This is a genomic window from Nocardia sp. NBC_00403 (assembly GCF_036046055.1).
Lineage (GTDB): Bacteria > Actinomycetota > Actinomycetes > Mycobacteriales > Mycobacteriaceae > Nocardia.
This window is the reverse complement of the sequence record NZ_CP107939.1, coordinates 8183282-8195063: the sequence shown is the minus strand read 5'-3', so window position 1 is coordinate 8195063 and position 11782 is coordinate 8183282. Positions and strand designations below refer to the sequence as shown.

9 protein-coding genes are annotated in these 11782 nt (G+C 68.4%); 3 read left to right on the top strand and 6 right to left on the bottom strand.

What is annotated here, in order from left to right; all coding sequences use genetic code 11:
* Window positions 1-68 precede the first annotated feature (68 nt).
* From OHQ90_RS36835 to OHQ90_RS36815, 5 genes are all read right to left on the bottom strand, one after another.
* On the bottom strand, window positions 69-3944 hold the full coding sequence (locus tag OHQ90_RS36835; RefSeq protein ID WP_328405598.1) for an ABC transporter ATP-binding protein: 3876 nt from the start codon (window positions 3942-3944) through the stop codon (window positions 69-71).
* Window positions 3945-4062: 118 nt separating this feature from the next.
* On the bottom strand, window positions 4063-4845 hold the full coding sequence (locus tag OHQ90_RS36830) for an ABC transporter permease (RefSeq protein WP_328405596.1): 783 nt from the start codon (window positions 4843-4845) through the stop codon (window positions 4063-4065).
* The gene (locus OHQ90_RS36825) at window positions 4842-5807 is read right to left on the bottom strand and encodes an ABC transporter ATP-binding protein (protein WP_328405593.1); all 966 of its coding nucleotides are present in this window, start codon (window positions 5805-5807) and stop codon (window positions 4842-4844) included. The genes OHQ90_RS36830 and OHQ90_RS36825 overlap by 4 nt, the downstream gene beginning before the upstream one ends.
* Window positions 5804-6535: a hypothetical protein gene (locus tag OHQ90_RS36820; RefSeq protein WP_328413369.1), complete on the bottom strand. Its 732-nt coding sequence runs from the start codon at window positions 6533-6535 to the stop codon at window positions 5804-5806. The genes OHQ90_RS36825 and OHQ90_RS36820 overlap by 4 nt, the downstream gene beginning before the upstream one ends.
* Before the next feature lie 126 nt (window positions 6536-6661).
* On the bottom strand, window positions 6662-7687 hold the full coding sequence (locus OHQ90_RS36815; RefSeq protein WP_328405591.1) for a glutathione S-transferase family protein: 1026 nt from the start codon (window positions 7685-7687) through the stop codon (window positions 6662-6664).
* 187 nt (window positions 7688-7874) lie between these two features.
* Between OHQ90_RS36815 and OHQ90_RS36810 the strand changes: the two genes are divergently transcribed.
* Both OHQ90_RS36810 and OHQ90_RS36805 read left to right on the top strand, forming a co-directional pair.
* Window positions 7875-8669: an enoyl-CoA hydratase/isomerase family protein gene (locus OHQ90_RS36810; protein WP_328405589.1), complete on the top strand. Its 795-nt coding sequence runs from the start codon at window positions 7875-7877 to the stop codon at window positions 8667-8669.
* 111 nt (window positions 8670-8780) lie between these two features.
* Window positions 8781-10031, top strand: coding sequence for a class I adenylate-forming enzyme family protein (locus OHQ90_RS36805; protein ID WP_328405587.1), 1251 nt, complete (start codon window positions 8781-8783; stop codon window positions 10029-10031).
* A 7-nt stretch (window positions 10032-10038) separates the two neighbouring features.
* Here the strand turns inward: OHQ90_RS36805 and OHQ90_RS36800 are convergent, their stop codons facing one another.
* Window positions 10039-10785: a tyrosine-protein phosphatase gene (locus tag OHQ90_RS36800; RefSeq protein ID WP_328405585.1), complete on the bottom strand. Its 747-nt coding sequence runs from the start codon at window positions 10783-10785 to the stop codon at window positions 10039-10041.
* 429 nt (window positions 10786-11214) lie between these two features.
* On the opposite strand from OHQ90_RS36800, the gene OHQ90_RS36795 reads away from it, so the two are divergent.
* On the top strand, window positions 11215-11694 hold the full coding sequence (locus tag OHQ90_RS36795; RefSeq protein ID WP_328405583.1) for a TetR family transcriptional regulator: 480 nt from the start codon (window positions 11215-11217) through the stop codon (window positions 11692-11694).
* Window positions 11695-11782: the final 88 nt, after the last annotated feature.

Below are 11782 nucleotides of genomic sequence, written 5' to 3'. Positions count from 1 at the left end.
CACGGGGATCAGCGGATGCGCGCCGATGCGCCCTATCTGAGGATAGGCCCAGCAGCAAACCGGCGGATCTACTGACCACCCGACAGTCCCGATCCCATATGTGACGACTCGTCTGTGACCGAGAATATTCCCCCCGTTTCCCGAGCCGCAGCCCATAGCCGGGAATACGGCCCCGCGGCCGCCACCAGCGCCTCGTGTGTGCCGATTTCCGCGATCTTCCCGTGATCGACGACGGCGATCCGATCGGCGCGCGCTGCCGTCCCGAGCCGGTGCGCGACGACAACGGTGGTGCGGCCGCGAGCCAGCGAACGGCTGGCAAACAGCACCGCTGCCTCGGTGTCCGGGTCGAGTGTCGCGGTGGCCTCGTCCAGCAGCAGGAGATCGGGGCCGACCAGCTCGGCTCTGGCGAGTGCGACGAGTTGCCGCTGCCCCGCCGAGAGTCCGCGGCCGCGCTCGCCGACCGGTTGGCGCATGCCGAGTGGCAGCGCGGCGATCATGTCCGTTGCGCCGACCGCCGCGGCGGCCGCCGCGATCTCGGCCTCGGTCGCGGACGGTTTTCCGAACGCGATGTTGCTCGCCACATCGCCGGTGAAGAGGTGCGCCTCCTGCGGGACGATGCCGAGTCGGGATCGGTAGTCGGTGAGGCGGTAGTGGCGAATGTCGACACCGTCGACACGGATCGCGCCGGTTACCGGACTGCCGGTCGGGTCGCCGGTTGTGTCGTCGTCGAGATTCCGGACACGGTGTTCGGGATCCTGGTTCGCGTCGAGGTCGTCGGGCAGATCGTAGAGGCGAGCGAGAAGCTTGACGATGGTGGATTTGCCCGCGCCCGTCGGGCCGACCAGCGCGAGGGTCGAGCCCGCCGGGATATGCAGCGATACGCCATCGAGGGCGGGTGCGTCGGTGCCCGGGTAATGGAAGTGAACATCGTCGACGGTGACCTCGCCGCGCAGACCATCCGTGATCGCGACCGCCTGCGCAGGATCCGCGGCGATCGAGGACGGAGTGCGCAACAGCTCCCCGATCCGCCGCAGGCCGACCCTGGCCTGCTGATACCCGTCGAATACCTGGGAGAGCTGCAGAATCGGCCCGAACAGCAGCTCCAGATACAGCACGAAAGCGATCAGCGTCCCCGGACTCGTGGTGCCGCCGGCGACCGCACGGGCGCCGACGAACACCACCACGGCCAGCGCCAGATCCGCCCACGCGATGACGAACGCGAAGTACATCGAAATCGCGCGCTGCGCCCGCATCCGGCTGTTGCGGTAGCGCGCGGAGTATTCGGCGAACCGGTGCGCCGCGAACGGCTCATGGCGGCTGGCCTGCACCGCGCGCAGACCGCTGACGTTCTCCTGGAAATCGGCGTTCACCGCCGAGACGTGTTCGCGCGACACCGTGTACGCGGTCGAGGAGACGCGACGGAACAGCCAGGTCGCAACCGCGAGCGGCGGCAACGCGACCAGCACGGCCGCGGCCAGTGACGCATCGATGACCAGCAGCGCGACCGCGATGCCGACCAGGGTCAGGCCACCGATCAGCGTGGTCGCCAGACCGGTCTGCAGGAAGGTCGACAAGGCGTCGATATCGGTGGTCATCCGGGTCATGATGCGACCGGACAGTTCTCGTTCGTAGAAGTCGAGGCCGAGCCGTTGCAGCTGGGCGTAACTGCGCACGCGCAGGCCATAGAGCACCCGCTCGCCGGTGCGTGCGGTGAGCACGGTCGCCGCCGCGGCGACCGCCAAGCCCGCAAACACCAGCACGACACCGAGTGCCGCCGCGGCGGCGAGGGCACCGGAATCCGCATGGCCGACACCGGAATCCATCGCATAGCGGACGATCGGCGGGAAGGTGACGCCGATGAGTGCGTCCAGCGCCAGCAAACCGATCACAACCAGCACCAGCCAGCGGACCGGCCGCAGCAGCCGAGCCAGCCGGAAGCCGGGATCGGGCTCCCGCAGTTGCCGCTCGTCCAGGCCGGGTGCCTCAGTGGCCGGTGGCAGCCGTTCGATATCGCGGCGCAACTCGGGGGTTTCGCTGAGATCGGCCGCCGCACCCGATGCGGGCCCGCCGATCGCGGCGGACCCACGCCCGATGCGGATCGGTACGGCAGCGGCATCCAGATGCTCGAGGTGATGCGACACCGTGGGGGCGGGCAGGCGGATCACTCGGTCGGCGTGGGCGAGGGTGGACTCGCGATGCGCCAGGATCACTGTCGTGCGCCCGCCCTGGTCCGGCAGTGTGTCGAAGATCGCAGCCTCGGTCACGGCGTCGACCGCGGAGGTGGCGTCGTCGAGCACCAGGATGCGCGGCCGCGCCAGCAGCGCCCGCGCAAGCGCGATCCGCTGGCGCTGACCACCGGACAGCGTCAACCCGCGCTCGCCGACCACGGTGTCATAGCCGTCGGGCAATTCGGCGATGAAATCGTCGGCCGCGGCCAGTTCGGCGGCTCGGCGGATCTCGGCATCGGTGGCGTCCGGATTACCGAGGGCGATATTGGCGGCGATGCTGTCGGAGAACAGGAACGGGTCGTCGAAGACAACACCGATTGCACTGCGCAGGTCGGCAGCTCGGACGTCCGCGATATCGATAGCCGTCGGATGTGCGCGGCCCGCCGTTGGTCGGCTGGTTGCCGACCCGCCCGAAGCGCGGTTCGGTGGGCCGATTCGCGGCTGGGCGATGCGTTCCTCGGCGGCGCGATCGAGTTCCGGGCTCGACGACGCGGATTGGGCGGCGGTGTCGGTTTCGGTGCCGAACAGGCGGATCGTGCCGGAGTCGGGTGTGTAGAAGCGGGGCAACAACAGCGACAGTGTGGTTTTGCCGGAACCCGCGGGACCGATAATCGCCACCGTCTCGCCGGGTCGCACGGTCAGGTCGAGGTCGCGCAGCACCGGGCGGTCGCTGTCGAATCCGAAGGTGACGGAGTCTATTTCGATGCCGAGTGGGCCTTCGGGCAGCGCGATCGGGTGCGTGGGGTCGGCGATCGTCGGCGCGGTGTCGATCACCTGGTAGACCCGTTCGGCCGCCGCACGGGTCAGCTGGGCCATGATCACCACCGAGGTCATGGTGCGGGTGGTCGTGGTCATGGTGGCCACATACGCGGCGAAGGCGAGGAAGGTGCCGATGCCGATGGCGTCGTGCAGCGCGAGCCACCCGCCGAAGGCGATCACCGCGACCAGACCGGCCTGCGGGACCGCCGACACGGTCGGCGCGAACCGCGCGTTGATCTTCGCCGCGCGCATGCGCTCGGCATACAGCGCCCTGCCGTGCCGCTCGAGCACCTCGACCATGCGGGCTTCCTGCCCGAACCCCTTCACCACGCGAACGCCGGCGACCGTCTCTTCGACGTGCTGGGCGACCTCGGCGGCGCGTTGCTGCGCGGACCAGGTCGCGGCATACAGCCGTGGCCGCATCCGATAGACGACCAGCGCGATCACCGGAACCACCAGCAGGGCGGCGGCCGCGAGCGGTGGTGACAGCCACACCATCACCGCGGCCGCGAGCAGGAACTCCAGCAGTGCTAGCCCCGACAGCGGCGCCATGGCCAAAAGCCCCTGCACCAATTGCAGATCGGTGATCGATCGGGACACCACCTGGCCGGTGCGCATGGCGTCCTGCCCGGTCCCGTCCAGTCTCTGCAGCGACCCGAGCAGTTGCAGCCGCAGGCTGTGCTGCACATCCAACGACAGTCGTCCCGCCAGCATTCTGCGCCCGAACGCGGCCGCGAACCGCCCCACCGCGAGCACCGCGAGTAGCCCTGCGATCACACCGATGACGTCGGTGTCGCCCACCCCCGCCGCATCCAGCGCCCGCTTGGTGAGCAGCGGCGCCGTGATCTCCACCACCGCACCGACCGCCAACGCGGCCCCGATCCCCGCGAGCAGCCCGCCGTGCGACCGGCTCTCGGCCCACAGCCTGCGCATCCAACCGCCCGGACCCACGCCCATCAGCTGCTCGCTCAAATCAGGTGCTCGCCCATCTCGATCGTCTCAGTCCACACATAAGTCGACGTTAACGCCGCGAACCGGCACACCGTTGTTCCCAGTGGCAGCTATCCGATCGGGATCACAACTCGCGTTGGCGCACCGACCACCAGCCCGCGCCCGCGACGCCGATGGTCCACAGCAGCAGGACGACAACGGCCGCGGGAGCGGGAGCGAGGAAGTCACTGTCTTGGAAGGAACCCACGGCCACGGTGCTGACGGTGGCGGCGCCGGGGAACATGGTGGCGAAGCCCGCGATACCGAGGCCTTTGGCGACGAGCCAGCTCAGTGGTTCCACGATGACGAGCCAACCGAGTAGGGCGGCGACCGCGCCGGTCGAGGTGCGCAACAGCAGTCCGAGGCCTGCGCCGATCAGTGACCAGCATGCCGCGGCGAGCAGGCCGCCGCCGAGCACAGTGAGCAGCCGGAGGCCGAAATCGAACTTGCCGTGCCCGAACCCGATCAGGCAGGCCATGGCGATCAGCTCGACGAGTAACGTGATCGCCAGCGCGAATCCCGCGGTAACAACGAGTTTCGCGGTGACGAGCCGATCGCGGTCCGCGGTGAACAATTGGGTCACCGACATGGTGGCGTACCGGTACTCGGCGCCCGCGCCCGCCGCACCGAACGCGCCGGACACCAGGATCGCCGCTAAGAGGCCGAGATACAGGCCGATTGTCGCGGTGCCGGTCGCGGGATCGCCCTTCGGGTCGGCAGGCCCGGCGAGGATGGCGGTGACCGCACTCGCGACGAGCGCGACCGCGGGCACGCCGATGCCGAGGATCCGGCTCGCACGCAGCGTGATGACCTTGCGGACCTCGGAGTTGACCGCCGGGACGAGGTCCGCGGGCAGGATGTCGATCATCGTGGAATCCCGTAGGGCGTCGGCGTCGGAAGATGGGCGGCCACTCCGGGATACGGAGTCGGCTGTGGACGAACTTTGGTCAGCGCGGCCAGCACCCGATCGGGGTGGATCGGGTCGGGGGTGATGCTGTCCACGCGCACGCCGGCGACTTTCGCCGCCTCCTGGATCTGTCCCTCGGTGGCCTCGGCGACGGCCAGCCGGCCGTCGGGGCGGATCACCGCGTCGGTGAAGCCCTGTGCGGCAAGCGTTGTCGCCAGCGCAATCGGCGTCGACGATGCGACAACGAGACGATCGGGGTGGCCGCGGCGCAGTTTGGTCGGACTGCCCTCGTACACCACCGAGCCCGCACTCAGCACAATGATGTTGTCCACCACCGGGATCACCGCGGCGAGGCTCTCGCTGGACAGCAGCACCGTGCCGCCGCGCCGGGTATGCCGGCGCAGAAACTCTTGCAGCCATGCGCGTTCCGCGCTGTCGAGGCCGGCGGCGGGCTCGTCGAGGACCAGCAGCGGTGGATCGCCGAGCAGCGCGGTCGCCAAGGCCACCTTGGTCTGCTGTCCTGCGGTCAACGCACCCGCTCTGCTGTCCGCCGCCACGTCGAGACCGACGAGTTCGATCACCTCGTCCACCCGGTCGTCCGCGACGCCGACCGCCGCGGCGTACACCAGCAGGTGGTTGCGCGCCGTGCGTGCGGGATGCAATCCGCGCGGTTCGAGCATGCCGCCCACCGCTCGCGCGGTGCCGGGTAACCCTTGTCCGCCGATGGCGATCGAGCCAGTGGTCGGTTCGAGCAGCCCGAGCAGGATCCGCAGGATCGTCGTCTTGCCCGCACCCGCGGGCCCGACCAGTGCCGCCGCGGTGCCCGCGGTGACGGTGAAGCTCACATTCTCGACGGCCGCCACCAGGTTGTACCGCTTGCCGATGCCGCGGACGGCGAACGCAGGTCCTCTGCTCGCACTCATCGTGGGGTGGCCGGGGGTTGCGGCTTCGCCGGGTCGAGGGCGGTGAGCGGATCGGCTTCGACGATGAGGTGCTGATCGGCAGGCCACACCGACGGTGCGGGCCCGAAGGCCTTGCGCGCGTTGTTGATCGTGGTCTTGCCGAGGGCCCGGTTGCCGACGCCGCCGATCACCGCACCGATGCCCGCCGGGACGATCTTGCCCGCCATCAGCGCCGCACGCTTGGTGATGAAGCGGATGATGAACCGCTTGAGCAGCGAGTCGTTCATGCTCGACAGCCCGGGAATGCGGTTGGCGAAGACGGTGCCCCAATTCTTCGCGGAATGGCCGACCGTCTTCTCGACGATCTCCATCCCGCTGTCACCGAGCACGACCGCGAGCACCAGCGCCCTGCGCTGTTCCTTGTCACCGGGGGAGACGCCGTGCACGGCCGCCACCGCAAGGGTGAACACCGCGGAGGCTTCCATGAAGAACGTCGTTTCGGCGCTGACGGCGGCGATGGCCGCGACGGTGCCGACACCGGGTACCGCGGCCGTCGCGCCGACCGCGCCGCCGCTGCCGGTCACGGCGAGCAGGTACTGCTTCTCCAGCCGCTCGATGATCTGCGCGGGGCTCTCGGCCGGGTGGGAGCGCCGGAGTCGGTCCACGTACTTGGCGACGGCGGGCGCCTGCAGGCGCGACCCGGAATCGAGCAGCTCGACGACCGTCTTCTCGAACGCGCCTTTGAACACGGCGTCATCCTCCTCTTCCACCTGTGTTGGGTGAACTGTATGGCACCGACTGCCCTCAGCTCGTCATGACAACGAACTACCCGACCGGATCGGTTCCGATCAGGATCGGGCCGGCCGGGTGTTCGATCATGCCGGTTGGTTCAGCGCCGGCACCCGCTCGGCGAGTACCGGCGGTGGCGGCGGGGTGCCGTCGCCGAAGGGTCTGCCGCCCAGCGCTTCCCGGCCGTGCGGGGTCAGCCAGTTGGTCAGGTCGGGGCCCTTCGGGACGATCCCGGTCGCGTTGATGTCGGTGTGCACCGCGTAGTAGTGCGTCTTGATCTGGCCGACATCGACGGTGTCACCGAACCCTGGCGTCTGGTAGAGGTCGCGTGTGTACGCCCACAGGACCGGCATCTCGCTCAACTTGCTCCGGTTGCACTTGAAGTGGCCGTGATACACCGGATCGAACCGGACCAGCGTGGTGAACAACCGCACATCGGCCTCGGTGATGGTGTCGCCCACCAGGTATCGCTGTCGGGTCAGCCGCTCCGACAGCCAGTCGAGGCGGGCGAAGAGTCGATCGTAGGCCGTGTCGTACGCGTCCTGGGTGCCGGCGAACCCGCAGCGGTACACCCCATTGTTGACATCGTGGAAGACCGCGAGATTCACCTCGTCGATCTCGGCGCGCAGCGATTCCGGATAGAGCGCGGGGGCGCCGGGGCGGTGGAACTCGGTCCACTCGGTGGAGAAGTCGAGGGTCAGCTGCGCGTAGTCGTTGGTCACCACCTGTCCGGTGGGCACATCGACGATCGCGGGCACGGTGATGCCACGCGGATAGTCGGGGAAGCGCGCCAGATACGCGTCGCGCAGCCGCGGAATACCCAGCACCGGATCGACCCCGCCGGGATCGAGATCGAAGGTCCAGCTGAGTTTGTCGTGTGTCGGCCCGCACAGCCCGAGGGAGAGCGCGTCCTCCAGCCCGAGCAGCCTGCGCACGATCAGCGTGCGATTGGCCCACGGACAGGCCCGCGCCGCAACCAGCCGATAGCGGCCCGCTTCGACCGGGAAGCCATCGCGGCCGTCCGCGGTGATGCGGCTCTGGATGTAGTTGGTGTCCCGTTTGAACTCACCAGGCTCTACGTAGGAACCATTTTCGGATACCGACTTGGTCACTTGGACAGTCTCGCAGACGCGGGTGACAGGACCGTGCCTTCCAAGCGGCTGCCTCGCCTTCGCTCGGCTCGGCGCGGGCTGTGGACGGACTGTGTCCGGCTGTGTCTCTGGGGCGGCTGCCTCGCCTTCGCTCGGCTCGGCGCGGGCTGTGGACGGACTGTGTCCGACGCGCCTCTAGGCTGGCCGAATGAGTGAAACGAAGGCAACCCGTCTGGAACGCAACACCACCGACGGCGGCGCGGAAGTGGCCACCCTCACGCTGGCCAATCCGCCGCTGAACCTCTTCGACCAAGCCATGCTCGATGCCCTGGTTGCCGATCTCGCCGAGTTGTCGGCCCGCCCGCCGCGGGCGCTGCTGTTGCGCGCCGACGGCAAACTGGTGTCCGGCGGTGTCGATGTGCACGTCTTCGACGGCCTGTCCGCCGAGCAGGGCGCCGAACTGTGGCGCACCCTTTTCGCCCAGATCATCCATCCGCTGGAGGCGCTGCCGTGCCCGGTGGTTTTCGCCGCGCACGGGCTCACCCTGACCGCGGCCTTCGAGATGGCGCTTGCCTGTGATCTGATCCTGGCCGCGCCGAAGGCCAAGTTCGGACTCGTCGAGACGGTTGTCGGCCTGACGCCCTCGATGGGTGGCCCACAGCGGCTTGCCGAGCGCGCCGGATCCGGCCGGGCCCGCGAGTTCGTGATGACCGGTGATCTCTACGACGCGGCGACCATGGCCGAATGGGGTGTGGTCAACGCCGTGCACGACGACGTCGACACCGCGGCGAGCGAACTGGTGCACCGCCTGGCGCAGGGACCGACGAAGGCGCACGCCGCGACCAAACAGATCATCGAGGCCTGGCGCTCCGGCGGTGTGGCGCATGCCGATTCGGTGACCCCGGAGGTGTCCGGCGCCCTGTTCGGCACCGCTGACCTGCGCGGCGCGGTGCGCAGCTTCCTCGAGGTCGGACCGGGCAAGGCGACCTACACCGGCGAATGAGGACGACGAATATCGAAAAGCAGGGCATGTTCACCACCTAATCGCAGAAAATATGTGACTGGCGTCATATAGTTCGCCTAAGCCTGCCGGCTCTAGGCGTGCGGAGGACTCATGTCACAGCTCCTGGTCGAGTACCCACTGACCCGTCCCCATGCCTGCGACAACCCGCTGGCCCGCGGTGCTGACGGAGTGCTGCGCTACGGGAATCTGACGCCCGCGGTCACCGAACTGCTGGATCTGCAGGTGCACGCCTTCGCGGGCCGGGAGGCCGTCGTGGAAATCGGCGGTCCCCGGCTCACCTATCGTGAGCTGTGGCATTCCGCCTCCCGGATCGCGGGTGGCCTCCAGGAGCACGGCATCGGCTACGGCGACCGGGTCGCCGTCCACATGCCTCCAGGCGCCCGGTGGGTGCAGGCGTTTCTCGGCGCGCTGCTCAGCGGCGCGGTGCCGGTGCTGGTGCACGACGGCCTGCCCGCCGAAGTGGCCGAGCGGGTGATCGCCGACAGCAGCACCGATTTCGTGCTCGGCGCCGGCAGTGCGGGCGGCTCGGACGCGCCGCTGCCCGATGGGGCCGCGTTCATCGATGACGGTGCGGCACTGGGTGATCTGGCGCTGCTGTGCTACACCAGCGGCACTGCCGCGCCGATGGGCGTCGAGCTGACCAACGAAAACTTGTTGTCGGCAATCCGTTCGGTGGTCGCGGCGCTGGATCTGCCGACCGACGGCCTGCGCAACCTGATGCTGCTGCCGCTCGCCCATGCCAGCGGATGTGTGGATCAACTGCTGCCGACCTTCGCGGTCGGCGGCACGGTCGTGCTCGCGCCGGACACTCGCAGGCTGGCCGAAACCCTGGTGGCCGAGCGGATCGACATGGTGTCGGCGACACCGCGCATTTTCACCCGGCTACTACCGGAGCTGGCAAGGCTGCGCACCGATGGCCTCGACACCGAGGGCATCACCCGCGTCAGCAATGCCGGACACCGCGCCGAACGGGCCGCCGCCGCGGAACCCGCGAATCTGACGGCCGCACTGCGGGACATGTTCCCCGCGGCGCGGCGATGGTCGGTGTGGGGCGCAACCGAAACCAGCGGCATCGGTCTGGCCGTCGACGACGACACCGACGCCCCATCCGGCGCCGACGCGGTGCTCGGATTCCCCTTCGGCGGTACGGAATTGGCGCTGTGGGGCCCGCAGGCCCAGGTCGGTCACGGCGAATTGCTCTGTCGCGGACCGAATGTCAGCTGCCGCTACTGGAACGATCCGAAGTCGACCGCGGACCGCTTCACCGGAAGCTGGTTCCACACCGGCGATCAGGTGACCATCGATGCCGACGGACTGGTCCGCAGCGGGCTGTCCGCTTAGCCTTCGCTCATTCCAGCAGTCGCTCGCGCAACTTGGTGCGCAGCTCGTGGGTGAAGCCGATGGCGCCGAGGTACACCTCGAACTCGCCGTGCCGCTCGCGCACCGACTCCAGCGCGACCGTGAGGTACTCCGCGCGGACGCCGAGCAGGTCATCGGAAAGCTCTTCGCCCGCAGCCAGTTTCGTCGCCATCATGGCGCGCAGCGACGGCACCGCCGCATTGCTGAGCAGGAAGTCGGTGAGCACGTCTTCCTCGGTGACCTCGACCGCACGCAGCAGCGTGGCGATCGCCCAGCCGGTGCGGTCCTTGCCCGCGGCGCAGTGCACCAGGACCGCGCCGTCGCCGCGCACAATCGATTCCGCGATGGCGACGATCGCGACGTGCGCCTCGGGCAGGGCGGGAAACAGCCGATACACCTCGAGCATGTGCGCGAACGCGGAGTGGGTCTGCGCGTCGTGTGGTGGCGCCTCGCCCATCCGCGAATCGAAGGGCGTGATGTTCAGCCGTACGTCTTCGGGCAGGTTGTCGTGCCCGATATGGTCGATCTCGCGGCGGCCGCGCAGGTCGTGCACCTCGGTGACGCCGAGTTCGCGCAGGATGGCGTGGCCGGGTGCGTCCAGGCCGCTGAGTTGGGCCGAGCGCAGCAGCACGCCGGGGCGAACCTTCGCGCCGTCGAGGGTCCGCAGGCCGCCGACATCGCGGAAGTTGAAGGTGCCGGCGAGGAAGAACTGGTCGGCGGGGGGCGAGAGAGTCACCGATCCAGGCTATCGCCCCGTCGGTGACGCCAGGTGTCGTTCCCGGATCGAACGTCGAACGGCCAGGTGGCCGATTTGCGAAGTATTTGTGTGGGATCGATCACATGATGACGGGCCTCTGTGAGGCTGTCCGTACTGTGGAAAATCGTGTGTCCGGGGGTGGGGGCGGTCGAGAGTGGCGCCCAGGGAGGCGATTCCGGCGGACACCGGGCGGTCGCGGACCCATTCCGTTTGGGTAACAAAACATTCTTTCAGTCCGGTAATACCCGCCGAACCTATTCTTAAACCCCGATATGCCCTTACTATTGCTTGATGTTGGACCGGGCAGCCAGGGAATTTCCTAGCAGAGGATTCTTGGGGAGCGGCCCGCCATGTTCAGCGAGTCGCGCCGACGGTGGTGCGCGAGTTCTTTCGCCGAGGGAGTCGTCGTTGAGCGTTCGTGGAGAAATAGCGGAGGGCCGGTTGCGACCGACCATCTGCGAGGCGGTCGAGAAAGCGGCCGCCTCGCTCGATATCACCGGAGTGCGGGCGTTGCGGGTGCTGCTGCATGCCGGCGTGAGCGCGTACTGGCCGGTAGTCAAGGCCACCCCGACCAGGCAGATCCGTGCCTATGAAATAACCGTGCAGACGCTGCGGCAGCGCTGGGAAGTACAGACCGAATGCATTCCGGATCCGACCGCGTCTGCGGTGTATCGCGAGATGGACGCCGAGGTCGCTGTCTTCCTCGGCCTGTGTGCGGAGAAGTCCGGCGCGCAGTGGCTGGAGCCGGTGGAGGCCATCGCTGCCTATGCGGTGTCGGTGCTGCAGGGAACCGTGTTGCGCTGGCTCGCCGATTGCAATGACGAGACCACGCTGGTGGTGCTCGACGACCTGGTCAGCAGCTTGGCCACCCGGGCGGCCGAATTGTGAGGACCGTCGGCGACCGTGTGCTGGTCGCTCGGCAGGACAGCGACTGGCCGCCGGCCAATACTGGACGTGTGACCAGTTTGGTGGTTGA

Bases quoted from the DNA above. Each gene is read 5' to 3' on its own strand.
- OHQ90_RS36835 (WP_328405598.1), bottom strand. From the start codon at position 3,944: ATGGGCGTGGGTCCGGGCGGTTGGATGCGCAGGCTGTGGGCCGAGAGC.
- OHQ90_RS36830 (WP_328405596.1), bottom strand. From the start codon at position 4,845: ATGATCGACATCCTGCCCGCGGACCTCGTCCCGGCGGTCAACTCCGAG.
- OHQ90_RS36825 (WP_328405593.1), bottom strand. From the start codon at position 5,807: ATGAGTGCGAGCAGAGGACCTGCGTTCGCCGTCCGCGGCATCGGCAAG.
- OHQ90_RS36810 (WP_328405589.1), top strand. From the start codon at position 7,875: ATGAGTGAAACGAAGGCAACCCGTCTGGAACGCAACACCACCGACGGC.
- OHQ90_RS36805 (WP_328405587.1), top strand. From the start codon at position 8,781: ATGTCACAGCTCCTGGTCGAGTACCCACTGACCCGTCCCCATGCCTGC.